Genomic DNA, 23,805 nt, shown 5'->3' on the forward strand with positions numbered 1-23,805 from the left:
GTCAGCCTAGCGAACGCGACTGTTCTCCCTGGTCCACGCCGGGCGTGGCCGCCACCGGTTTCGGCCAGGCCAGGCGGGTTTTTCTGCGTCTGCCACGCAGCTGGACCTCGTCGCCGGTCTCCCAATGGTCTTGCTCGCTTTCCGAGGCGAAGTACAGCGCGCTACCCGAAGCGAGAACGCGGCCGTGGTGCTCTTTGGCCAGTTCGGTGAGTCGCGACGCCTCGTTGACGGGGTCGCCGATCACGGTGTATTCGAAACGATTCGCCGCGCCGATATTGCCCGCGACCGCCAGTCCCGCCGACACGCCGATGCCGACGTCGAGAGTGGTCACTTCCCGCAGCGCTTCACGCAGCTCACGGGCAGCGGCCAGGGCGGCGGTCGGCGCGTCGGGGCGGTCGAGCGGTGCGCCGAAGATGGCGAGGGCGGCGTCGCCGACGAACTTGTTGACGAAGCCGTGGTGGCGGTCGATCACGTCGACGACCACCCGGAAGAACTCGTTGAGCAGGCTCACCACCTCGGTGGGCGGACGTTCGGCCGCGGCCGCGGTCGACCCGACCATGTCGACGAAAAGCACCGCGACGAAGCGGGTCTCACCGCCGAGTTCGGTCCCGTAGTCCAGCGCGCGCTGCGCGACTTCCTCACCGACGTGCTGACCGAACAGTTCCTGCAGCTTGCGGCGTTTGGCCGCCTCTTCCATCATCCGGTTGAAACCGACCTGCAGCAGGCCGATCTCGCTACCGTCGTAGACCTCCACCTGCACGTCACGCGCGCCCGCCTGCACCCTGTTGATGGCTTGGGACAGCTGGCGAACAGGGTCGGAGATGGACGATCCGGTGAGCATCGACAGCGCGAGCGCCTGCAGGATCACCACGCCGCACAGCAGCAGGATGGAGATGGCGAGCGACTTCGCCGAGAACTTCACATCCGAGGAGATCTGGGTGACGCACAGCAGCACGATCGCGATGGTCGGCGCGAAGGTGCCCATTCCCCAGGTCATCGCCATGCGCGTACCGACACCGGGGGTGAGGGTGTGGTCGAAGGTGCCCTCGGTGAGCGCCTCGGCCGCGACCGGGCGCAGAATGCGTTCGCCGAGCATGTAGGTGAAGCCGAACACGATGGTGGCGGCCATACATTCGGTGACGATCACCGCGCCGGCCAGCTCCGGCGATTCGGCGATGATGAGCGCGGCGAGGATGGCGCCGCCGATGATCCACAGGACCAGGTGCACGATCGACTGCCGCAACGGCACGTGCAGCGCCGCCATCTGTTCCCGCCTGCTCGGCGGACCACCTCGCATCTGCCAGCGCATCACCGGGCGCAACATGATGGCGGCGGCGATGATGCTGAGCACCGCGGCGGCACCGAACACGACGAGCGGGGCGAGCAGACCCGCTTCGCGCACGCCACCCTGATGACCCTCGGGAACCGGCAGGCCGTACTGGATGAACGCCCAGACCAGCACCGCGCCGAAGGCATTGGCCAGCAGTACCGAGGTCAGATACAGCGGCCAGCGCGTTCGCATGGTCTGTTTGACCGCTTCCAGAGGCGCCGACACGACAACCAATCTAGCGTTGCGACCGATAGGCTCTCTCGGGTGACCGTCCAGAAGCCGGATTCCGGGCCCGCGTCCACGCCGTGGCGTTCCGACGCAGAGGCAGTACATCCGCTGGTCCGTAAAACGGCCGCGTGGTGCTGGCGGTTGCTGATCATCTTCGCGGCGCTGATCGCGCTGGGGATGATCGTGCAGAAGTTCGCGACGGTCGTTATCCCGCTGGCCATCGCGCTGCTCGCGGCCGCGCTGCTCGCGCCGCTGGTCGACTGGATGCAGCGGGTCGGGATTCCGCGCGCGATCGGCGTGTCGGTGGCGCTGATCGGGTCGATCGGGTTGCTCGCCGGAATCATGACCTTCGTCGTCGAACAGTTCGTCGACGGTGTGCCCGCGTTGTCCAACGAGGTCACCAACAGCGTGCACAAGGTGCAGGACTGGCTCATCAACGGGCCGGCGCACCTGAGCGACCAGCAGATCCGCAGCGCGGGCGACACCATCGTGCGCACCATCCAGGACAATCGCGAAAGCCTCACCAGCGGCGCGCTCACCACCGCAACGACCATCGGTCACATCCTCACCGGTGCGTTCCTGATCCTGTTCATCCTGATCTTCTTCCTCTACGGCGGCGATCAGATCTGGAACTTCATCACCCGGGTGGTACCCACCGCGCATCGCGAAAAGGTCCGCACCGCAGGCGAACTCGGCTTCGGCACACTCGTCGGTTTCGTGCGGGCCACCGTGGTCGTTGCCGGTGTCGACGCGATCGGCATCGGGGCGGGGCTGGCGATTCTGCACGTTCCGCTGGCGCTGCCGTTGGCGTCACTGGTGTTCATCAGCGCGTTCATCCCGATCATCGGCGCGGTCGTGGCCGGGTTCGTCGCGGTGTTCATCGCGCTGGTCACCAAGGGTTTCGTCACCGCGTTGATCGTGCTCGGCATCATCATCGCGGTGATGCAGCTGGAAGGGCATGTGCTGCAACCGTTGCTGCTCGGGCGCGCCGTGAGCATCCATCCGCTGGCGGTGGTGCTGGCGATCACCGCGGGCCTTGTCGTCGGCGGGATCGCGGGCGCGCTGCTGGCCGTGCCGCTGATCGCGGTGGGCAACACCGCGATTCGCTATCTGCTGGCGGACACTCCCGACGAGGCGTACGGCGAGCTCGCCGGTGCCAGGGACGGCGGCCTGTTCGACGCCGAACCCGACAAACCCGAGCCGGGCCGATTCGACGTGACCGCGCGGTTGCGCAAGGCGACAGACGAGTCCGGCGATGCGGACCCACACAGCTGAGCTGAGCTCGGCCGACGCGGCGACCGCGCCCCTGTGGCGGGCCGCCCAGGCATTCCGGCTGGTCACGTTGCTGTACGCGATCGGCCAGCAGATCGCGTCGGTGCCCTACTACCAGCATCCACGGCTGAGCTGGGTGCTGATCGCGCTGATGGCGATCTGGTCGGGTACCTCGGCCTTGTTGTTGTCGCAGTGGTATTTCCCGGAGGCGACCAGCCGGATTCGCGGGTGGGTCGTCGTCGGCGACCAGGTGGTGACGGTGCTGCTGATCGCCTCCACCCGGCTCGTCGCCGACTACGACTGGTATCACGGGCATCAGACCCTGCCGACCACGCTGTGGATCGCCAACTCGGTGATCTCGATGGCGATTCTGCGTGGACCCGTCGCGGGAGTCGTTGCCGGGCTCGTGATGTCGGCCGTTGTGGTGACCGTGCGTGACCAGTGGGGTCAGGACGTGTGGGGTGATGCGACCGCGCCCGTGCTGGTGTCGGTGGGGTTGGCGCTCGGATTGGCGGCCAATACGGCGCGGCGTGCGCAGGGGCAGCTCGAACGGGCGCTGCGGATCACCGCCGCCGCGCAGGAACGCGAGCGCTTGGCGCGTGAAGTGCACGACGGAGTGCTGCAGGTGCTCGCCTACATCAAACGGCGCGGCGGCGAGATAGGCGGGGCGGCAAGCGAACTCGCGCAGCGGGCGGGCGAGCAGGAGGTGGCGCTCCGGGTGTTGCTCTCCGAGCAGGGTGACCGGGCCGATTCCGGCGCGGCCGAGGTCGACCTGCGGCCGTTGCTCACCGCACACGCCACACCGAAGGTTTCGGTGGCCACACCCGGCGACCCGGTGCTCGTCGGAAGGATTGTCGCCCAGGAGATCTCGGCTGCGGTGGCGACGGCGCTGTCGAATGTCGAGTTGCATGCCGGCGCGGCGGCGAAAGCCTATGTGCTGCTGGAGGACACCGGTGACATGCTGGTGGTGAGCGTGCGTGACGACGGTGTCGGCATCGCACCGGGCAGGCTGGCCGAAGCCGCTGCCGAAGGGCGGATGGGTGTTTCGCGCTCGATCGTCGGGCGCATCTCGGCGCTCGGCGGCACCGCCGAACTGCTGAGCGAGGACTTCGGCACCGAATGGGAATTCCGGATCCCGCGCCACACGGCGCACCGAGCGAGCTAGGAGCAGCGATGGGCGACATCAGCGTGATGGTGGTCGACGACCATCCGATGTGGCGCGAGGGCGTGTCGCGCGACCTCACCGAAGCCGGGTTCACCGTGGCCGCCACCGCCGACGGGGTCGGCACCGCCACCCGCCGCGCCGCCGCCGTGCAACCCGACGTGGTGCTGATGGACATGCAGCTCACCGACGGCAACGGGGCGACCGCCACCGCCGAAGTGCTGCGCGTATCGCCGCACAGCCGGGTGCTGGTGCTCTCCGCATCGGACGAACGCGACGACGTGCTCGAGGCGATCAAAGCCGGGGCCAGCGGGTATCTGGTGAAGAGCGCGTCGGCCGCCGAACTCATCGACGCGGTGCGCGCTACCGCCGCCGGTCAGCCGGTGTTCACGCCCGGCCTGGCCGGGGTGGTGCTCGGCGAGTACCGGCGCATGGCCACCGCACCCGCCGAACCCGATCAACCACACCGGCCGTCGCTGACCGAACGCGAGACCGAGGTGCTGCGGATGGTCGCCAAAGGGCTGTCCGCCAAGCAGATCGCCGCGCGGCTCAACCTTTCGCACCGCACCGTCGAGAACCATGTGCAGGCCACGCTGCGCAAACTTCAGCTCGCCAACCGGGTGGAACTCACCCGGTACGCCATCGAACAGGGCCTCGAGTAGGACACGGAATTGGGGGTTTGCCCTGATGCGCTGGTCGGTGTTCCTGGCTAGCCTCGAAACATGGGTGGTCCCGATTCCCTCTTCGCTCCCAGCGCCTTCGTCCCCGGCACGCCGACGGCCGGCCCGGTCGGCGACCGCGACCTGCGCGTCTCCGATTCCGAACGCGAACACGTCGGCCAGCTGCTACAGCGCGCCGTCGGCCTCGGCATGCTGTCGCTGGGCGAGTTCACCGAGCGGATGGACACCGCGCTCGCCGCCAAGACGCGCGGCGAACTGAACGCCGTCCTCGTCGACCTGCCCGGCATGCGAGTCGCGGGCGCGCCCCAACCGGCCGCCATGCCCAAACCCCGCCACACCCCGGTACCGGGCGGCACCAACCCGGCCGTCATCCGCAGCAGGCTGTCCAGCGTGCAGCGGCGCGGGCCGTGGCAGGTGCCGCCGAGACTGCACCTCAACGGCCTGATGTCCGGGGTGACCCTCGACTTCACCTCGGCCGTGATGCAGACCCAGGTCGTCGAAATCCAGGTCGACGACTACTGCACGAGCCTCACCCTGCTCGTCCCCGCCGCCGCGACCGTCGACCTCAACGGCCTCACCCTCATCGGCTCCAGCGCCAACAACCGCGTCCGCACCGGCCCACCCATCGGCCCACTGCACCTGGTGGTCCACGGCCGCGTCCGCTTCGGCTCCGTCACCGCCAAGTACCCCTTGATGGTGCAATGGCGCCGCTTCCTCGGCCAATGATCAGGTAGGAAGAACCACCCCACCCGGGTGGTTCTACTCATGCCCGGCGGCCGGGGTACGCGGACGATGGGTTCATGAACGCCATCGATCCTGTGCTGGTCGCACGCCTGTCTGACGAACTGACGACCCTCGGGGTGCGGTTGGGCCGTGTCGGGGCGGATCTGGGTGTTCTGCGTGAACAGTTGACCCTGCCTGGGCAGTCGCCGACTTGTGCCGGGCGATCGACTGGTACGCAGGCCGGCGTGGCGTCGGGTGGACGGGAATCCGCCGGGTGGTTGCTCGCGCAGGCTCGTTTGACGGCGGCTCGTGGTGGGCCGTCGAGGGAGAGCGAGGTTCGGCCGGGTTCTGGTACCGGCGATGGTGCCGATCGGGCTGGGTGGGGCGCGGTAGGCCATCCGGCCGGGCAAGGGCACGGAGGGTGGGAGAACGCCGCCGGAGGTCTGCCGGCGCAAGATCCGTCGAGCCCCGGTGGGTCCGCCGTCGGATCCAGCCCGCCTGAATCGGGGGCCGGTGCGATCGTGTCTGCGTCGGCTGGTTCGGCGTCATCCGGATCTGCAGGACAGGGCGCGGGGATACCCGGGTTTGCCGTGCAGGGCAATGTGGCGTCCGGGTCTGCGGTGCCGGGGCATGGGGTGGCTGGTTCCCCGTCGCCCTGGGATTCGGTGGCGAGCGGGGCCGAGGCGGCTGGATTTCCAGCGCCAGGGCTTGCTGTGCGAGGGTCGGCGACGGGTTATGTACCTGGGACGGGGACGCACATCCAGTCGCCGCACGGTGCTTGGACAGGTTGGGGGCCGGGCTTCGGGCAGCGTGGGCCGGTGGGGGCAGGGCGGGCGCCGGCAGAACCTCAGGTTGCGTGGTGGCAGCGGGAAGGGGTGATTGCTCGGGTGTTGGCGGTGGCTGGGGCCGGGGTCACCTTGATCGGGGTGTTGATGTTGTTGGTGCTGGCGGCTCAGGCGGGGTTCTTCGGGCCGGTGGCGAGAGTTGTTGCGGGTGGGGTGTTTTCGGTGGCGCTGGTCGGTGTGGGCTGCCGGGTGATGGGCCGAGCCGGTGGGCGGGTCGGTGGATTGGCATTGGTTTCCACCGGTATCGCGGGGCTGTATCTGGATGTTGTTGCGGTGACCGGCTTTTACCGCTGGGTGCCGGGTGGGGTCGGGCTCGCGGTGGCGTTGATCGTGGCGCTGGTGGGGCTCGGGTTGGCGATGCGGTGGCAGTCGCAGCCGTTGGCGGTGGGGGTTGTGGTCGGGGCGGCGGTGTTGTCGCCCGCGGTGGCGAGTGAGTTGATGCTGCTCGCGTTTCTCGTGGTGTTGCAGGCGGCCGGGGTGCCGGTGCAGTTGCGGCGGGACTGGCCGGTGCTGCATGTGGCACGCACCCTGCCGGTGGTACTGGCCGCGCTCGGGTTGATCGCCGTGAGCGGCTTCGACGCGGGAATTGCAGGGGAGGAGGCAGCGCAGCGGCAAGGGCTGCTGATGGCGGCGATCGCGGGTGCGGTGGTCGGAATCGTCGGTGCTCTGCTGACGGTGCGGCGTCGCGCCGGGGACATCACCGCCAGTGTGACCATCGCCCTCACCGCACTGCCGGTGCTCGCCGCTGCGCCGCTGTTCGACCGAGCGGTTTCCGCGTCCATCACCGGCGTGCTGGCCTGCGTGCTCCTCGCGGTGGCCGCGACCGGATTGCGACCGGAAATGACTGTGCGGCTGAATATCCCACGTCACACGGCTCTGGTGTCGGCGCTCACCGGTGCGGTTGCGCTGCTGCAGACCTGCATCACGGCGACGGGTGACAATCCGCATTTCCTGCCGACCGCGCTGTTCACGGTCGCGCTCGCGTTCCTCGGTGTCGCCGTAGTCGGCCGAAACCGGGTTTGCGCAGTTCTCGGTGTTGCCTTCGCCCTGCTCGGCGGACTGGTGCTCTTCGCGATCGCCGACCCGGAAACCCTTGCGGCACAAAGCCTCGCGATCCGGCATCTCGACGGTGCAACGGTGCTCGCCGCACTGCTCGGCCTCGGCACCGCCGCGATGGTCGCCTGGGCCGTGCGGCGACTGCCCGGCGGAAACGACGCGCTCATCACCGGAACGTGGGTCGCCGTCAGCCTCACCAGTCTCTACTTCGTCCTGGTCGCGACGGTTTCGACGGGTGTAGCCCTCAGCGGCACACAGGGTTTCCTCATCGGCCACAGCATCGCGACCATCATCTGGATGGCAGCCGCGACCACTGCCCTCTTCGTCGGCCTGCGCAACCTCCGCACCGCCCCCGCCGTCGCCAAAGTGTGCCTGGCGTCCGGCCTCCTGGTGGTCGCGGCGGCCCTCGCCAAACTCTTCCTCTTCGACCTGGCCACCCTCTCCGGCCTCATCCGCGTCGCGGCCTTCCTCGCAGTCGGCACCCTCCTACTCCTCACCGGCACCCGCTACGCCCAAGCCTTCGCCACCCCCGACCACACCGATTCGAAGCCCTGACCCCGTCGAACCCACCCCTACCGCGCTCCCAACCACGCGAGATCATCCAGCGAGCCAGTCGGCGTCGGACCATGAGGATGTGCTGAGGAGACGACTCCGGCCACGGTGATCCCCGGAGGGGCCGTGGCCGGAGTTCTTGTCGGAGGGGCTTACGGAGTCTCGTCGTTGCGGCGGCGGAGCAGTTCGTTGACGCTCACCGTGCGGCCGTCGTCGCCGTGGTGGCGGCCCTCGTCGACCGGAGTGCTGCCGCGGCGGGAGGAACGCAGTTGCGCCATCCAGTTCTCGATCTCCGTGCGGGTGTCCGCCTGGGGGTCGTCCTCGGGCGTTGCCGTCGAGCCGTTTTCCGAGGAGGCGGCGCCGTTCGTATCCGGGGCGGGCGGTGAAGACGGCTCTGCCGCATCGGAATTCGGGATCGGCGTGAATCCGGGCGGCGCTTGCCATCCGCCTGCCGTCCGCGGGCTTTCGCCGGTCGCGTGACCACCGGTGGCACCCTGATCGCCTGCCTCGTCGGCTGCGGTGAAGGGTGCGGTTTCGGGGTCGTCGTCGGCGGGGGACACCGGGTCGGCCGGACGGGATTCCGGCGACGTGGTCTCCGGGGCAGACACCGGAGTGAATCCGGGCGGTGCGACTTGAGGACGCAGAACGTTCGGCGTGCGGCTCGTATCCGATTGCACGGCAGTCTGTTCGCGGGCGGCAGGGTCCTGCGGCGTGCGGCTCTCGGTCGATTGTGCGTTGTCCGGGGAACCTATTTGCGCGGACCGCCGCGCATTGTCGATCGACGCCCACATCGACGAGGCACCGGCCGACATCGGCGGTTCCGCTCCCTCGGCGGTCGGCGCATCACCCGGGACACCGTCGGTCCACGGGAGTTGCTGTGGGTCGACGGGAACTGGAGTGCCGAAGACATTCTGGGCAACCGGGGTCTGCGGTTGCGCGTCGCGCTCCTCTGGTGCGGGGCAGCGCATCGGAAGATCCGGGAATTCCGGGAGATCGGACGCCGGCTCGGCGGCCTGCTGCGCATCCGCGCGGTGGGCACCGGGAGTCGCGGTCAGGTCGGGTTGGGGCGGAACGAAACCTTGCGGACGTGAGTCCGGTTCGCGCGCAGCATCTTCCGTAGCGGTTGGGCTGATCCGGTCAGCGGCGGGTGCCTGCGGTTCCGGTGCATCCTGCGATGCGCGACCCGACTCCTCCTCGCCGGTTCGCGGGAGCGGAGTGAACCCGTTGAAGGTTCCACCCGCCGGGAAGTCGGAAGGACGCGACACCGGACGCGGCGTCGGTGGGTGCACGATGCTGGGCGGTGGCGTCACCGGAGGCGGCGTGTTCACGATGCCCGATGGCGGTGTCACCGGAGGCGGCGTGTTCACAATGCTCGGCGACGGCGTCACCGGGCGCGGCGTATCGGTGCTCGGCCGAGCGGGCGCGACGATGCTCGGTCGGGATTCCGGTGTGTCCCCGGGGAATTCACCACCGACAGGCGTGCCGGGCGTCGAGATGCGGGGCGTCGTCGGGCTGTATCCCGCAGGCGGCTTGACCCGCTCCGAACCGCGCGGCGCGGACTCGTTGCCCCGGGAATCGGGCAGGTCGAGACCGCCGATCACACCATCGACGGGGCCTGCCACATCGGCCGGTCCGGAACCGCCGATTACACCGTCGACACCGAATTCCGCACGGCCCGAATGGTTCTCCGCGGCTGAATCGACGGGTGTCGAGCTCGGGTACCTCTGATCATCTCCGGCATTCGAGCCGGGGGCAGGGGTTCCGGAATTTGCGCCGAAAACCTGGTGGTCGGAACGGTTTCCAGCTGCCGGATCCCCGGGCGCGACCGCACCATGATCCGGCCGGATCGCAGTCGACTTCCCGGAAGCGCCTGTATCCCCACGTCCCGATCGGAACGCGGTCGGGTCCCCAGTGGCGCCTGTTTCCCCATGTTCCGATCGGAACGCGGCCGGGTCCCCAGTAGCGCCTGTTTCCTCACGTCCCGATCGGAACGCGGTCGGCTCCCCGGGGGCGGCCGTATCCCCATGGTTCGATCCGTCTTTGGGCGATCCCATAGGCATGCCCGAATCCCCACGGCCAGAGCGATTTTCATTGCCCGGCTCAGGGGCGGGGGAATCCGGCTGCACAGCAGGCAGCATCTGCGTCGGCTCGTCATCGGCGCCGACAGGCTTCGCCGAACCGGGCTGCACAACCGGCAGCACCCGCGTCGGCTCACCCGACAGCATCGACGCGCGCGGCCGCGTGGGATCCGGCGACATCGGCTTGCGCGGCCGGGCCGGTTCGGCGGACTCGGTGATCTTGTCGATGCGCTGAGTGGGCGCCTCGGCCTCGATCTCGGCCACCGTGCGCGGACGACGCGGTGTCTTGGCCAGTTTGGCGTCGGGGACGGAGACCATCTGCATGGTCGGCGGGTCGGTGATCGGGGTGGTCTTCACCAGGTCGACGACGGTGCCCTTCTGCGGACGCTCGTCATCGAGGATGGGTTCGCCCAGGCCGATCTTCTCCTGGATCCGCTTCATCCACTTCGGCGCCCACCAGCAGTCGTCGCCGAGCAGTTTCATGATCGCCGGGACGAGCAGCATGCGCAGAACGGTGGCGTCGAGGAACAGCGCGGCGATCATTCCGTAGGCGATGTACTGCATCATCACCATGTCGGAGAAGGCGAACGCGCCGGTCACCACGAGGAGAATCAGCGCGGCGGCGGTGATGATCCGGCCGGTCTGCGCGGTTCCGATCCGCACGGCCTCCGTGGTGGACGCCCCCTGCGCACGCGCCTCCACCATGCGCGACAGCAGGAAGACCTCGTAGTCGGTCGACAGGCCGTAGATGATCGCGATGATCAGCATCAAGACCGGCGCGCTGATCGGCTGAGGCGTGAAGTTCAGCAGGCCCGCGCCGTGACCGTCGACAAAGATCCAGGTCAGGATGCCGAGCGTTGATCCGAGACCGAGCGCGCTCATCAAGGCGGCCTTCAACGGCAGCACCAGTGAGCCGAACGTCAGGAACATCAGTACGGTCGTGGCGACCAGCACGAGCAAGATCATCCACGGCATCAGGTCCAGCAGTGTGTCGATGCTGTCGGCCATCAGCGCGGGCTGACCCGTGACATACATCGTGACGCCGTCCGGCACCTCGATCGCGCGGATGTAGTCGATAGTCTGCTCGGCGCTGCCCGTGGGATCGACGAGAGTGGCGGAGGTGCGGAAAACCGTTGCGTCAGTGGGTGATTTGACCGGGACCTCGAACGGGCCGACCAGTCCGGGCGCTTGGTTGGCTTCCTTCCACACCTTGCCGATCGCGGTGGTGTTGTCCGAGACGAAGACCAGCTGAATCGGGTCGGTCTTCTTCTGCGGGAAGACCTCGTAGAAGTGCTCTAGCGCGAGACGGGTCGAGTTGTCCGGCGGAAGGTACTTCTCGTTGATGCCGCCGAATGCCAGGTCTTTGACCGGGATGATCAGCAGCAGCAGGCCGATGGTGATCGGAATGGCGATCTTGAGCGGGTGCCGCATGACCCAGCGGGTGGTGTTGCCCCAGAAACCATTCTCGATCTGGTCGGCGGTCTTGGTCTTGCGGAATCGCTTGAGCCCGAGCATGTCCACGCGAGGACCGAGAATGCCGAGCATCGCGGGCAGGATCGTGATCGCGGTGAGCGCGGCCAGCGAGACGGCGGCGATCGTGCCGTACGCGACCGACCGTAGGAAGCCCTGCGGGAAGATCAGGATGCCGCCGAGGCTGGCGATGATCATGGTCGCGGAGAAGACAACGGTTCGACCGGCGGTCATCACCGATCTTCGGACGGCGGCAGCCGTGTCGTACCCCTCGGCCAGCTCTTCTCGGAATCGGCTGACTATGAAGAGTCCGTAGTCGATCGCCAGACCGAGACCGATCATCGATACGACGCCACCGACGAAGATGTTGACCTCGGTGAAGTTGGTCAGCCCCATGACGAGGCCGTTTGCGCCGATGATCGTCAGACCACCGATGATCAGGGGCAGGGCGGCGGCGACGATGCCGCCGAAGACGAAGAACAGCAGCACCGCCACAGCCGGAAAGGCCAGCAGCTCCATGCGTTTGGAGTCGTGGTCGAGAGTGTCGGTCAGGGTGACGCCGAGTGGCTGCAAACCCGAGACTTCGACATCGACGCCGGGGATGTCGAAGGCGCCCTGAACAGCGCGATAGTTGGCCATGACGGTGGTGTCGTTGTCACCGATGATGGCTATCGAGGCGAATGCGTGCTTCTTGTCCTTGGACCCGAATGCCGACGGCACCGCGGGCGCATCGCCCACCTTCCAATAGGTGCCGTTGATCTTGTCGATGTGGTCGGGGTGATCGGCGACAGCCTTGCTGAGGCTGTCGACGGCCTTCTGCCGGAACTCCGGGTCGTCGATCGTTTTGCCCTCGGGGGCGTTGTACATGACGATGACATCCGCCATGTGGTCGCGGCCGAAGGACTGGTCGGCGATCTCCGCGCCTTGCACCGACTCCGAGCCGGGGTCGAACCAGCCGCTCTGCGTCAGGCGCGGGCCGAGGCCCATGCCGTAGGCGCCCAGCGCCAACAACGCGGCCCCGACCACCGCGATGACGGCGAATCGGAACCGATAGACCAGATCGCCCCAGCGGGTGAACACTTAAGCGACTCCTTGACCAGGGCGAGATGTGAGTAGCGCAGAAAGCGGCCGGAAGGGCTGCAACCATGCGCCCTCGTCGGGCAGCGAATCGAGGCTCACCCGCGGTAGCGGTTCCCGGAATACTCCCGGGATGTCCTCGAGGTCGACGAACTCGAGAGTATCGGAAGTGACAGCCCAACTCGCGTGCTCACGGAATCCGAGTACCTGAGCTGGGGTTCCCTTGGCGGCGATGGCTTCCAGTGGTTCGCGGAAGGCTTGACCGTCGGCGGAGGCGACCATGATTCCGGCCAGTCCGCCGTGCCGGGCCCGCATGGCGATGTGGGCGAGCATGTCGGCGTCGACGTCGGAGTCCTCGTCGATCTTCGGCTTGGCGAAGACCGCGAAACCCACATTGCGTAATGCCTCGACCCAGGGGCGGACCACGTCGGCGGTGCCGGGGGCGATATTGGTGAAAACGGTTGCTTCGGCTTCGATGCGGGTTTTGGAACCCACCGACAGCTCGGCGGTCCTGGCGAGCAGCCAGCGGCCGAGCGCGTCGAAGCGGGGACGATAAGCGGCCGTGGGACGTCCACCGAGGATGGCGCCGAGTCCCATGTCGAGGTTCGGCGCGTCCCAGACGAGCAGGACGCGCCGGACATCGGGCCCGGAACCGCTCAACGCCTCGGCGCCGGCACCTGACTGGTCGAGTTCCGGCATCTCGGGGGCGATCTCACTCACGCTCATCTCTCGATCTTCCCCCATATGAACTCGTTGATGACGCTTCCGGCACGCAGGCCTTTGCCCTCGAACTTGGTGACCGGCCGGTCGAAACCGATCGGCGCGGTGTCGCGGTTGGCCGCGCTGTCGCCACCTGTGGTGTCGTTCAGGCCGGTGAGCAGCGGTTCCTGTGAGCCTACTTCGAGAATGTGTTCGGCGTAGTCGGCGTGGTCGGTCGCCACGTGCAGCACACCGCCGGGCTTCAGCCTGCTCGCGATCAGCGCGAAGGTCGGCGCCTGCAGCAGCCGGCGCTTGTGGTGGCGGGCCTTGGGCCACGGGTCGGGGAAGAACACGCGCACACCGGTCAGCGACTCCGGGGCAACCATGTTCTCCAGCACGTCGACGGCGTCACCGCGCAGCAACCGGATATTGCCGATCTCCTCGCGTTCCACCTGCTGCACCAGCTGGGCAAGGCCCGGTTTGTAGACCTCGATGCCGATGAGGTTCAGGTGTGGCTCGGCCTTGGCCATCGCGGCCGTGGCGGTGCCGGTTCCGCAACCGATCTCGATGACCAGCGGCGCGCTGCGCCCGAACCAGGCGTCGGCGTCGATGGGCTCGTTGGACACGTCCCGGCCGATCACCGGCCAGGTGCGTTCCCAGGAGGCCTGCTGGTTGGGCGTCAATGCCCCTCGGCGCGAGCGGAAGCTCGTCACGCGGGGGTAGAGCCGGGAGCCGGTGGTCGAGCGGCGGCCCGCTTCGTTCGGCATCTCCGAGAGCTTCAGGTGCTCCGGGGCAGTGGACGGCGGCCCGGGAACCGACTCGACAGGGTGGTTGGCGGCGTCGTTCACGTCGTCCATTGTCCAGCATGCGCCGAGTTACGTCGCAGCCGCCTCACGCCGGATCTGACAGAATGCCCTCCGAAAAGGGGGTGCGCGCAAATGCCGACAGGGACCATGACCGCACAGACACGGCCATCCGACCAGCTCGATCAGCTGATCTCGGACCTCGGCGCAGGTGGGGGAACCGACCCGGTGATCGCCGAGCGGCTCGTGGAGGCAGTACACCGCAGACGCAGGCCGTTGCGGATCCAGGTTGCGGGGCGTGCGCTCAGCGGGCGGACCACCGTCCTCGCGGCGCTGGCACTGCTGTCCGCGCAGGAGACCGACCCGGTCGACCAACCCGAGCTGCCCGATCCCGTGCTCGACGGTGATCTGGTGGTGTACGTGCTGGCCGGCGCGCCGCAGGCGGCCGATCTGCGAGTACTGGAAACGCTGCCGAGGGACCGCAGCATCGTGGTGCTGAACAAGGCCGACGCGATGGGTTCGCGCTGGGGTGACGCGGTGGCCGCCGCCGAACGGTTCGCCCGTGAGCTGCGCTTGCCGGTGGTTCCGGTGGTCGCCTCGCTGGCGGCGCGCACCCGGGCGGGCAGCGTCGACGCGGCCGATCTGAGCGATCTGCGCAGGCTCGCGGTCGGCCCGGACGTGCCGTCGGTGCTGGCCGCTGACCTGTTCATCGGTGCCGGTTCCGATCAGGACGCCCGCAGGCGCCTCATCGAGAACTGGGACCTCTACGGCGTGGACTGCGCGCTCACCGCGCTGCGCGCCGACCCGGATCTCACCTCCGCCGCGCTGATCCAGATCCTGCACTCCGCGGGCGGCATCGACCCGCTGCACCGGCTGGTCCACCGCCGCTACGAGCAGGTCGAAGCCGTGCGCGGGGGCGAGTTGCTCGACGAGTTGGTCCGGCTGGCAGCACGTGCCGTCCCCGGTGACGGCGGCCGCGCCCGCGCGCTGATCGAGCAGTATCTGGCCGGTGACGAGGCCTTGTGGATCGGTCTGTGCGCCGGTCTGGCCTGCCCGCAGGTCGCCCACCTGGCCGCCGGATATCCCTCGCCCGCGCCCGGCGACGCCGACGAGGCGCTCTCGCGCGCCACCCGCTGGCGAGCCGTGGTGTCGAGCGACATGCCGCCCGCCGCCCGCCGCGCCGCGCTGCGCGTGCACAACGGGTACATCAGAGCCTGGGAGCGGATGAGCAGTGCCGGACTCTGACGAGGCCGCACTGCCCGCCGACGTCGACGCCGTCATCGAACGATGGAATCCGCAGGGTAAGGCGCTGCTGCGGGCGATGGCCGGTTCCGGCGCCGTCGCGAGCGTGCTGTTCTACGCCCCCGACGACGCCAACACCACCCTGCTGCGTACCGAACTGGCCCGCTTCGAACCGCGCATCGACCTGATCGACCCGGCCACCCCGACCACCGAACCCGCCCCGGCCCTGATCCTGTTCGACGCGGGCAGCGTGATCGGTGCCGACCTGCTCGCCCTCATCGACCGCCTGCGCGGCGCGGGCGCCCCGATCCTGCTCGCCATGAACGGCTTCCACGCCTACCAGGACTGGCGTGCGATGCGCGAACGCAGCCTTGCCCTGCTCGCCGCCCGCGGCAGCGACGACCTCGACATTCTCGCCGTCTCGGCCCGGCTGGCCGCCGCCGCCCGCGCCGCCGACGACTCCGCCCTGCTCGACCGCTCCGGTCTCGGCGCCCTGCACGCCGCCCTCGCCGCGGCCACCGCGCAGACCCCGGTCGACGGTGCCCGACGCCGTGCGGCCGTGCTCGCCCGCGTGCTCGCCGACACCAGGGCCCGCATCGCCGAGCAGATCGCCGCACTGCGTGCGGGCACCGAGACCGCGCGTATCCGGGAGGAGCGGGTCGCTCTGCTCGCCGAGCGCGACGGCGGCAGGCAGACCGGTCTCGCGGCGGTGCGCAGCCAGGTGCAGCTGGCTCGCGTCGACCTGTCGACCGAGGTGGGGGCCATGGTCCGGGCCCTGCACATGCGCTCACGCGCCGAACTCGACCGCTGCGACCGCACCGAACTGCGCGCCTACCCCGAGCGCTTGCAGCAGGCCGCCGGTGAGTTGTCGGCCGCGGTCGACGCCGTCATCGACGAGCGTGTGCTCGAGACCGCGCGGCGTGTCGGCACCGCCGCACCCGCCCAGCGCCGCTACGACGCGGCGCCCCGAGTAGGTCCGGAACCCACGCCGAGGCACCGTGGTGTCGAAGATCACCTGGTGATCGCGCTCGGCGCGTCGGCCGGTGTCGGTCTAGGCCGGTTGATCGTCGCGCCGCTGTCGCTGGTGCCGACGCTCGATGTGGCGAGCGTGCCGGTGGCGTTGCTGCTCGGCGCCGGTGCGGCGGCATGGGTGGTGCGTGCGCGCGGGCAACTGGCCGAACGCAGTCACATGTCACAGTGGGTGTCGGAGGCGCTGGTGAATGTGAAAGCCCAGCTCGAGCAGCGTGTCGCGGCTGTACTGGTGGATGTGGAGGCGGAGCTGGCCGAACATGTAGTCCGCGAATCCACGGCCCGCGCGGTGGCGGTGGACCGGCGCATCGCCGAGCTCGACACGCTCGTCCGGCGCCTCGCCGCCGAGCGGCCCGCACAACTTTCCGCCTGCGAACGCGATATCGAGACACTCGACAAGGTGTGACGAGAACGATTGGTCCACCCGCCGATGGGTACTAGGTTGGGCGAACCCGATTCCTTATCGATCGTCATATCGCGTTAACCTTTAAGCAGGAACCTGGGCGTCCTGCTCCGTGCCAGTCGATGCGCGGCTCCGTCCGTGTGCGGCCCTGTACGCCGTCCATTGGGGTTGTGCGGTGGCTGGTTCGCTGCCGGACGTCTTCCCGCCACGGTGGCGCCCCCGCCCATCTCAGGAGAGTTTTCATGACCTCAGCGACCATTCCTGGTCTTCGTGGATCCGACGGCACCGCGCCGACCGAGCACAGTGAACTGCTCGCCTGGGTACAGGAAGTCGCAGAGCTCACTCAGCCTGACCGCGTTGTCTGGGCCGACGGCTCCGACGCGGAATGGGATCGCCTGACCACGCAGCTGGTCGAAGCGGGCACCTTCAAGAAGCTCGACGAGAAGAAGAAACCGAACTCCTTCCTCGCCCTGTCCGACCCCTCCGATGTGGCCCGCGTGGAATCGCGCACCTACATCTGCTCCAAGACCGAGGCCGACGCAGGCCCGACCAACAACTGGGTCGACCCCGCCGAGATGCGCGCCACCATGACCGAGCTGTACCGCGGCTCGATGAAGGGCCGCACCATGTACGTGGTGCCGTTCTGCATGGGCCCGCTCGGCGCCGAGGACCCCAAGCTGGGCGTGGAGATCACCGACTCCGAGTACGTGGTCGTGTCGATGCGCGTGATGACCCGCATGGGCCAGGCGGCGCTGGACAAGCTCGGCACCGATCGTCCGTTCGTGAAGGCGCTGCATTCCGTCGGCGCTCCGCTGGCCGAGGGCCAGGCCGACGTGCCGTGGCCGTGCAGCGACACCAAGTACATCACCCACTTCCCCGAGGACCGCGAGATCTGGTCCTACGGCTCGGGCTACGGCGGCAACGCGCTGCTCGGCAAGAAGTGCTACTCGCTGCGCATCGCCTCGGCGATGGCCCACGACGAGGGCTGGCTGGCCGAGCACATGCTGATCCTCAAGCTGATCTCGCCCGAGAACAAGGCGTACTACATCGCCGCCGCCTTCCCCAGCGCCTGCGGTAAGACCAACCTGGCGATGATCCAGCCGACCATCCCCGGCTGGCGCGCGGAGACCCTGGGCGACGACATCGCCTGGATGCGTTTCGGCAAGGACGGCCGCCTCTACGCCGTGAACCCGGAGTTCGGTTTCTTCGGCGTGGCGCCGGGCACCAACCACAGCTCCAACCCCAACGCGATGGCCACCATCGACGCGGGCAACACCGTCTACACCAACGTCGCCCAGACCGACGACAACGATGTGTGGTGGGAGGGCCTGGAAGGCGACCCGCAGCACCTCATCGATTGGAAGGGCAACGACTGGACCCCCGAGTCCGGCACGCACGCCGCGCACCCGAACTCGCGCTACTGCACCCCGATGTCGCAGTGCCCGATCCTGGCCCCCGAGTGGGACGACCCGCAGGGCGTGCCGATCTCGGCCATCCTGTTCGGTGGTCGCCGCAAGACCACCGTCCCTCTGGTGACCGAGTCGTTCGGCTGGGAGCACGGCGTGTTCATGGGCGCGACCATGGGCTCGGAGCAGACCGCCGCCGCCGAGGGCCAGGTGGGCACCGTCCGTCGCGACCCGATGGCGATGCTGCCGTTCCTCGGCTACCACGTGGGCGACTACCTCGACCACTGGATCGAGCTGGGCAAGAACGCCGACTCGACCAAGCTGCCGAAGATCTTCTACGTCAACTGGTTCCGTCGTGGCGCCGACGGCCGCTTCCTGTGGCCCGGATTCGGTGAGAACTCCCGCGTGCTGGAGTGGATCGTCGGCCGCATCGAGGGTTCCACCGGCGCGTCGTCCACCCCCGTCGGCCACGTCCCCACGGCCGCCGACCTCGACCTGGACGGCCTCGATGTCGACCCGGCCGACGTCGACGAGGCCCTCGCGGTGAACGCCGACGAGTGGCGCCAGGAGATCCCGTCGATCGAGGAGTGGTTCGAGTTCATCGGCGACCGCCTGCCCTCGGGCGTCCGCGACGAGTTCGAGGCTCTCAAGCAGCGCCTCGGCTGATCCCCCGAACAACGAACCGCCCGCGCCGATTTCCGGTGCGGGCGGTTTCGTTCTATTCGGGGAAGGGCGCGAACTTGACGAGCTGGGTGAATCCGGTGGACGTCAGCCAGGCCACCCGCCCTTCGGGGACCGCGGCGGCCTCGGCGGCGAACACCGCGGCGAGGTGCTTCTTCAGCTGGTGACGAGGGTGCCGGGCGAGCAGTTCGTCGACCCATCGGGGATCGAGGTCGGCCAGCCGGTCGCCGAGCACGTCCACCGACGCGCCCGCGGAGACGAAACCACCCGGGTCGCCGAGGTCCGCCGCGACGCCGGGGGTGAGATGGGCGGCGATGGCCGCACCGATGATCGCGGCCCGTTCGGCGGAGGCGCCGTGCCGCCGGGCGAGGCCGACCGCGCTCTCCCCGCCGACCACCGCGAAACACCTTCCAGGCGTAGGTGTTTCGAGGGCTATGTCGTGCAATAGGCACGAGACGTAGGCGATTTCGTCGTCGTACTCGGCGCCGTCGAGGTCGGCGAGGGCGCGTCCGAAGAAGTAGGTGCGGAAGGAATGCGCCAGCAGCGCGTCCGAAAGTTCCTCGCGCGCATGTAGTTCCGCCTCTCTGGCCAGCCGGGTGTCCGGGAGACGCACGTCCTCGACGCGTCCGGTGCCGCGCCGGCCGAGTGCCAAGCGCAGCCGTCCCGGCGCGAATCTCGGTACGGTGCGCCCGAGTGCCGCCAACAGCCGACGGCGCTGCGCCGCGGTGAGGTTCCCGCCGGTGCGCTGTGCCCAGGTCCAGTCGAGGCCTGCCGGATTCGTCATCAGATCTCCCTTGTCGTGCCTGTGTCAAGCAAAGCCGGACCGGGGCGAGGAGAACGAGTGGCAGACATGCCAGCAGTGCCCGGATTCGTGCCAAACTCGAGGAGTGATCTCGGTGGCCGCGCTCGCCCTCGACGGCGTGATGACCTACGACCTCGCGTGTGTGGTGCAGATCTTCCGCCACGGACCGGGCCGGACCGGCGAGCCCGCCGGCTTCGACATGCGAACCTGCGCTGTACGTCCCGGCCCGGTGTGGACGCCGAACGGCTTCGAGCTGCGGGTGGAGCACGGACTCGAGCTGCTCGCCGACGCCGATCTGATCGTGGTCCCCGGCATCGGCCTCCCGACTCTGCCCACCCCACCCCCGGCGCTCGACGCGCTGCGTGCGGCCGCCGCCCGAGGCGCAACCATCGCCAGTATCTGCATCGGCGCCTTCGTCCTCGCCGAGGCCGGGCTGCTCGACGGCCGCCCGGCCACCACCCACTGGGGTTACTGCGAAGAATTCGCCCAGCTCTACCCGGCCGTGAAGCTCGATCCCACCGCCCTCTACGTCGACGACGGCGACATCCTGACCTCGGCGGGCCTGTCCGCCGGACTGGACCTGTGCCTGCACATCGTCCGCCGCGAACTCGGTGCCGCGGCCGCCGCCGACCTCGCCCGCTGGAATGTGGTGCCGCCGCACCGCGAAGGTGGTCAGGCGCAATACATTCCGCGGCCGATGGCGCGCGTCGCGGCGCACGGTGGCCTGGCGGCCACGCTCGATTGGGCAGCGGCCAATCCCGTTGACGCCGTGGATGTCTCAGCGCTTGCCGCGCACGCGTTGATGAGCGAGCGGACTTTCATCCGCCGCTTCAAGGCCGAGGTCGGCACCACGCCGCGCGCCTGGCTCGACGCGCAACGGCTCGGACGGGCAAGGGAACTGCTCGAGCGAACGACGTTCACCGTGGAGACGGTTGCCCAGCGATCGGGCTTCGGCAGTGTGACGGCCCTACGCGAACACTTACGTGCGGCGACCGGGCTTACACCGTCCGCATATCGACGCTCATTGCGTCATTGACCCACTTTCCCGACGCGAAGTTTCCTTTCGGGCACAAAAGAAGACGATTCCCCCGTGTGAATTTCGGGTACCTATTTCGATGACAGAGAGTCGCTGGGGCAAGGGAATCGCCGTCACCTATATTCCCAGTCAGGTTTCTGTGAACGTCGCACCATCCCCGAGCAAACTCCGTTGAGATCGACGCTGAGAGGTGGTTGACGCATGACCGATCTGGTGACCCGCCCGGAGGACGACACCTGCTCGAGCACGCCACTGCACCGGGTGGCAGGCCGCCTGCAGCGCGTCCTGCCACCCGGATGGCGCGTCGACGTGGTCGACCTGCCCGCCAACGGTGAGGTAGGTGCCCAGCCGGTGCTGCGGGTAGTGATGCCGGAGGACTAGCCGGTCCAGCCCATCGGCATCAGCACCGACTTCTGCTCACAGAAGGCGTCCAGGCCCTCGGGCCCGTTCTCGCGGCCGATGCCGGAACTCTTGTACCCACCGAACGGCGCGGTGGGGTCGAAGGCGTACCAGTTGATCGCGTAGGTGCCCGTGCGCACCCGTGCGGCGATCTTCGCGCCGCGTTCGATGTCGGTGGTCCAGACCGAGCCCGCCAGGCCGTACACGGAGTCGTTGGCGATGGCGACGGCCTCGTCCTCGGTGTCGTAGGGGATCACCGACAAGACCGGCCCGAAGATCTCCTCCTGGGCGATGGTGCTGGAGTTGTCCACGTCGGCGAAGATCGTCGGCTCGACGAACCAGCCGCGCTCCACCCCGTCGGGCCTGCCGCCGCCGAGGACCAGCCGCGCCCCCTCGGCCTTGCCCTTGGCGATATAGCCCTCCACGCGCTCGCGCTGCCGCTCGCTGATGAGCGGGCCGAACTGCACCGACGGGTCGGTGGGGTCACCGGTCTTCAGTGTGCTCACGTGGGCGACGAGCGCGTCGAGGATCTCTTCGTAGCGGCTGCGCGGTGCGAGGATGCGGGTCTGCGCGACGCAGCCCTGCCCGCTGTTCATCAGGCCGGAGAACGCGAGAACGGGAATGCTCGCCGCCAGGTCGACGTCGTCGAGAATGATCGCGGCCGACTTACCGCCCAATTCGAGGGAGACGGTCTTGAGTTGTTCGCCGGCGATAGCGGCGAGTTTCCGGCCGACGGCGGTGCTTCCGGTGAAGGTCACCTTGTCGACGCCGGGATGCCCGGCCAGGTATTCGCTTGCCTCGGCCTCGGCGGGCAGCACGGAGATCACCCCGTCCGGCACGCCTGCCTCGGTGAAGATATCGGCGAGGATATTCGCACTGAGCGGGGTGAGTGGCGACGGTTTGAGCACGATCGTGCACCCGGCGAGCAATGCGGGCGCGAGTTTGTTCACCGCGAGGAACATCGGAACATTCCATGCGGTAATAGCGGCGACGACACCGCGCGGTTCCCGTGACACACGGGTAGTTCCGAACGGGCCGACCCGAGTCTCGTTCCAGGGGAAGGTCTTAGCGAGCGAGACTAACGCGTCGAGCGCCGCGACGGCGGGAATTTGGTTGAATGTCAAGGCGCCTACCGTTGTTGCGCCCATCTCGGCCGTGAGTGCGGCGAGCAATTCCGGGGAACGCTGCTCGATGAGGCGCGCGGCCTTGCCGAGCACCTCGGCTCGTTCCAGTGGATCCTTCTTCGGCCACGGTCCGCTGTCGAAGGCGTCGCGCGCCGCGGCGACCGCGGCGTCGACATCGTCCTTCGTTACCGCGGGCACGCTGCCCACGGTCTCCTCGGTGGCCGGTGAGACCACGGGAATGCGGTCACTACCGGCCGGGGTGGTCCACTTGCCGCCGATGAACAGACTGTCGTAGTGCATGAGAACACGTTACAGTTTCGCGGCCGGATTGTCTGCAACACGTTCTACTTTGCCTGGTCGCGGGCACTCTGAAGTGCACGAATTCCAACCCGTCGGTTCGCTTTTCGGGAAAACGCACTATTGCGTTCTCGTGGTGAAAAGGGGATGCTTTAGCTACTGATCAGCTCGCTCGATTCATCGGACCTTTACAGCGAATTGGGGAGACCGACTCATGGCTGTGCAAGTGATCGGCCGATCGTTGATGACCAGCGACCAGACCGACCATCAAGCGAAGAGTGTGGGCAGTGGAGGATGGGTTGTGTCATTCCTTCCGGGCCGCACACTGACGATCGAGCAGGCGACTGCCGCCATTCAGGCCGCTGAGGCGGTCGCGATGGTCGGGGCGCTCGCCGATCAGGTCGGCCTGACCACGTTGGAGACCGTCGGCCTCGCGATTCAGGAATCCCCCTGGGCCAGTGCGTTACCCGAGCCGGTGCGCCGGACGCGGCGATTGAGCTGGCTGGCCTGAATCACCGTTTCGTCGCCACCACAACGAGATTGCTCACGAGTAGCTCGCGAATCACCGGAATCCGAACCAGCCACCACGCCCAGCGCGGGTGATAACGAGGAAAAACGGTTCGCACGTCCGCCGGTGTCGTTGCCGCCCAGCGCAAACCGTCGGCGGCGGTGACAGCGAACAGTGACCTGCCGAATCTGTTCTTGGGTTCACGACCGTGCTTACGGAAGTACCTTCGCGCCGCGTACTCGCCGCCGAGGTAATGCCACAGCCCGGTCTCGTGCCCACCGAACGGCCCGTGCCACACCGTGTACGAGTAGACGATGAGCCCGCCGGGCTTGGTCACGCGGACCATCTCGTCGGCCATCGCCCACGGCTCGGGGACGTGTTCGGCGACGTTGGAGGAGAAGCACACGTCGAAGGCGTTGTCGCGGAACGGGAGCGCCATGCCCGAGCCGCGCACCGAACCGGCCACCCGCAGGCCTGCGGCGTGCATCTCCGACGGGTCGGGTTCCACCGAGATATAGCGCGCACCGCGTGCGGTGAACTCGTCGGCGAAGTAGCCGGGCCCGCCACCCACGTCGAGCACCACGGTTCCGGCGAGGTCGCGGCCGGTGATGTCGGCGTAGAAGTCGTCGATCAGCTCGGCGCTGTCGGTGGCGATGCCACCGTAGAACCTGGCCGGGTCGGACTGCTCGAACCGGAAGCTCGTCAGCAGGCGCACGGAGCGGCGCAGCGTGGCGCGACGGGCGAAGCGGGGGGCTCGGCCCGGCTGGTCGGTTCTCGGCGGGGATGCGGTCGGCACGGCAGGAGTTTAGGGGCTCGGCGGCGGCGCATCGCGGCCGTGTGCGGGTTCGGTGGTGATATTGCCGTGTCGCGTGGGCCACACCCGCTAGGGTGGTGGCCGACGTT

17 protein-coding genes and 1 pseudogene are annotated in these 23,805 nt (G+C 68.3%); 11 read left to right on the plus strand and 7 right to left on the minus strand.

The window, feature by feature from the left end; genetic code table 11:
• Position 1 precedes the first annotated feature (1 nt).
• Positions 2–1,522, minus strand: coding sequence for an adenylate/guanylate cyclase domain-containing protein (locus tag NCO8_RS26860; protein ID WP_174550371.1), 1,521 nt, complete (start codon positions 1,520–1,522; stop codon positions 2–4).
• Positions 1,523–1,594: 72 nt separating this feature from the next.
• Between NCO8_RS26860 and NCO8_RS26865 the strand changes: the two genes are divergently transcribed.
• From NCO8_RS26865 to NCO8_RS32800, 5 genes are all read left to right on the plus strand, one after another.
• Positions 1,595–2,833 carry an AI-2E family transporter gene (locus NCO8_RS26865; protein ID WP_067643536.1) on the plus strand — a complete coding sequence of 413 codons (1,239 nt, stop codon included), beginning with the start codon at positions 1,595–1,597 and terminating at the stop codon, positions 2,831–2,833.
• The gene (gene macS / locus NCO8_RS26870; RefSeq protein ID WP_067643537.1) at positions 2,814–3,995 is read left to right on the plus strand and encodes a MacS family sensor histidine kinase; all 1,182 of its coding nucleotides are present in this window, start codon (positions 2,814–2,816) and stop codon (positions 3,993–3,995) included. The genes NCO8_RS26865 and macS overlap by 20 nt, the downstream gene beginning before the upstream one ends.
• Before the next feature lie 8 nt (positions 3,996–4,003).
• The gene (locus NCO8_RS26875) at positions 4,004–4,654 is read left to right on the plus strand and encodes a response regulator (RefSeq protein WP_067643539.1); all 651 of its coding nucleotides are present in this window, start codon (positions 4,004–4,006) and stop codon (positions 4,652–4,654) included.
• Positions 4,655–4,714: 60 nt separating this feature from the next.
• Positions 4,715–5,398, plus strand: a complete 684-nt coding sequence (locus tag NCO8_RS26880) for a DUF1707 SHOCT-like domain-containing protein (protein WP_084457505.1) — start codon at positions 4,715–4,717, stop codon at positions 5,396–5,398.
• A gap of 710 nt (positions 5,399–6,108) precedes the next feature.
• A complete protein-coding gene (locus tag NCO8_RS32800; RefSeq protein WP_439951700.1) occupies positions 6,109–7,851 on the plus strand; it encodes a DUF2339 domain-containing protein in 1,743 nt (580 codons plus the stop codon).
• A 2,078-nt stretch (positions 7,852–9,929) separates the two neighbouring features.
• Here the strand turns inward: NCO8_RS32800 and NCO8_RS30900 are convergent.
• The 3 genes and pseudogenes from NCO8_RS30900 to trmB form a co-directional block, all read right to left on the minus strand.
• A pseudogene (locus NCO8_RS30900) lies at positions 9,930–12,476 on the minus strand (MMPL family transporter); the annotation flags it as partial.
• Complete coding sequence (locus tag NCO8_RS26895) at positions 12,477–13,199, minus strand: NYN domain-containing protein (RefSeq protein ID WP_067497765.1); 723 nt, start codon at positions 13,197–13,199, stop codon at positions 12,477–12,479.
• Positions 13,196–13,939 carry a tRNA (guanosine(46)-N7)-methyltransferase TrmB gene (gene trmB, locus NCO8_RS26900; RefSeq protein WP_243749826.1) on the minus strand — a complete coding sequence of 248 codons (744 nt, stop codon included), beginning with the start codon at positions 13,937–13,939 and terminating at the stop codon, positions 13,196–13,198. Before trmB ends, NCO8_RS26895 begins: the two co-directional genes overlap by 4 nt.
• Positions 13,940–14,125: 186 nt before the next feature.
• Between trmB and NCO8_RS26905 the strand changes: the two genes are divergently transcribed.
• The 3 genes from NCO8_RS26905 to NCO8_RS26915 all read left to right on the plus strand — a co-directional run bounded on the left by NCO8_RS26905 (position 14,126) and on the right by NCO8_RS26915 (position 18,721).
• Complete coding sequence (locus tag NCO8_RS26905; RefSeq protein WP_245655517.1) at positions 14,126–15,220, plus strand: hypothetical protein; 1,095 nt, start codon at positions 14,126–14,128, stop codon at positions 15,218–15,220.
• The gene (locus NCO8_RS26910) at positions 15,207–16,652 is read left to right on the plus strand and encodes a hypothetical protein (RefSeq protein ID WP_067643545.1); all 1,446 of its coding nucleotides are present in this window, start codon (positions 15,207–15,209) and stop codon (positions 16,650–16,652) included. The genes NCO8_RS26905 and NCO8_RS26910 overlap by 14 nt, the downstream gene beginning before the upstream one ends.
• A gap of 239 nt (positions 16,653–16,891) precedes the next feature.
• Positions 16,892–18,721 carry a phosphoenolpyruvate carboxykinase (GTP) gene (locus NCO8_RS26915; RefSeq protein ID WP_067497193.1) on the plus strand — a complete coding sequence of 610 codons (1,830 nt, stop codon included), beginning with the start codon at positions 16,892–16,894 and terminating at the stop codon, positions 18,719–18,721.
• Positions 18,722–18,773: 52 nt separating this feature from the next.
• Here the strand turns inward: NCO8_RS26915 and NCO8_RS26920 are convergent, their stop codons facing one another.
• Complete coding sequence (locus tag NCO8_RS26920; RefSeq protein WP_067643549.1) at positions 18,774–19,520, minus strand: HD domain-containing protein; 747 nt, start codon at positions 19,518–19,520, stop codon at positions 18,774–18,776.
• Between the two features lie 103 nt (positions 19,521–19,623).
• On the opposite strand from NCO8_RS26920, the gene NCO8_RS26925 reads away from it, so the two are divergent.
• Entirely contained in the window at positions 19,624–20,574 is a 951-nt protein-coding gene (locus NCO8_RS26925) for a GlxA family transcriptional regulator (RefSeq protein ID WP_084457507.1), read from the plus strand.
• 201 nt (positions 20,575–20,775) lie between these two features.
• Complete coding sequence (locus NCO8_RS26930; RefSeq protein WP_067497189.1) at positions 20,776–20,955, plus strand: hypothetical protein; 180 nt, start codon at positions 20,776–20,778, stop codon at positions 20,953–20,955.
• Here the strand turns inward: NCO8_RS26930 and NCO8_RS26935 are convergent.
• A complete protein-coding gene (locus NCO8_RS26935) occupies positions 20,952–22,397 on the minus strand; it encodes an aldehyde dehydrogenase (protein ID WP_067643551.1) in 1,446 nt (481 codons plus the stop codon). The genes NCO8_RS26930 and NCO8_RS26935 overlap by 4 nt on opposite strands.
• 298 nt (positions 22,398–22,695) lie before the next feature.
• Between NCO8_RS26935 and NCO8_RS26940 the strand changes: the two genes are divergently transcribed.
• Entirely contained in the window at positions 22,696–22,905 is a 210-nt protein-coding gene (locus NCO8_RS26940; RefSeq protein ID WP_243749784.1) for a hypothetical protein, read from the plus strand.
• A gap of 1 nt (position 22,906) precedes the next feature.
• On the opposite strand, the gene NCO8_RS26945 is transcribed toward NCO8_RS26940, so the two are convergent.
• The gene (locus tag NCO8_RS26945; RefSeq protein WP_067643553.1) at positions 22,907–23,698 is read right to left on the minus strand and encodes a class I SAM-dependent methyltransferase; all 792 of its coding nucleotides are present in this window, start codon (positions 23,696–23,698) and stop codon (positions 22,907–22,909) included.
• Between the last annotated feature and the right edge of the window lie 107 nt (positions 23,699–23,805).

The sequence above is a fragment of the Nocardia coubleae NBRC 108252 genome (assembly GCF_001612805.1).
Classification (GTDB): domain Bacteria; phylum Actinomycetota; class Actinomycetes; order Mycobacteriales; family Mycobacteriaceae; genus Nocardia; species Nocardia coubleae.

What these genes read in the sequence shown, in the direction of transcription:
- NCO8_RS26860 (WP_174550371.1), bottom strand. Translation starts at nt 1,522, where the DNA reads ATGCGAACGCGCTGGCCGCTGTATCTGACCTCGGTACTGCTGGCCAAT.
- macS (WP_067643537.1), top strand. Translation starts at nt 2,814, where the DNA reads ATGCGGACCCACACAGCTGAGCTGAGCTCGGCCGACGCGGCGACCGCG.
- NCO8_RS26875 (WP_067643539.1), top strand. Translation starts at nt 4,004, where the DNA reads ATGGGCGACATCAGCGTGATGGTGGTCGACGACCATCCGATGTGGCGC.
- NCO8_RS26880 (WP_084457505.1), top strand. Translation starts at nt 4,715, where the DNA reads ATGGGTGGTCCCGATTCCCTCTTCGCTCCCAGCGCCTTCGTCCCCGGC.
- NCO8_RS26895 (WP_067497765.1), bottom strand. Translation starts at nt 13,199, where the DNA reads ATGAGCGTGAGTGAGATCGCCCCCGAGATGCCGGAACTCGACCAGTCA.
- trmB (WP_243749826.1), bottom strand. Translation starts at nt 13,939, where the DNA reads ATGCCGAACGAAGCGGGCCGCCGCTCGACCACCGGCTCCCGGCTCTAC.
- NCO8_RS26905 (WP_245655517.1), top strand. Translation starts at nt 14,126, where the DNA reads ATGACCGCACAGACACGGCCATCCGACCAGCTCGATCAGCTGATCTCG.
- NCO8_RS26915 (WP_067497193.1), top strand. Translation starts at nt 16,892, where the DNA reads ATGACCTCAGCGACCATTCCTGGTCTTCGTGGATCCGACGGCACCGCG.
- NCO8_RS26920 (WP_067643549.1), bottom strand. Translation starts at nt 19,520, where the DNA reads ATGACGAATCCGGCAGGCCTCGACTGGACCTGGGCACAGCGCACCGGC.
- NCO8_RS26930 (WP_067497189.1), top strand. Translation starts at nt 20,776, where the DNA reads ATGACCGATCTGGTGACCCGCCCGGAGGACGACACCTGCTCGAGCACG.
- NCO8_RS26935 (WP_067643551.1), bottom strand. Translation starts at nt 22,397, where the DNA reads ATGCACTACGACAGTCTGTTCATCGGCGGCAAGTGGACCACCCCGGCC.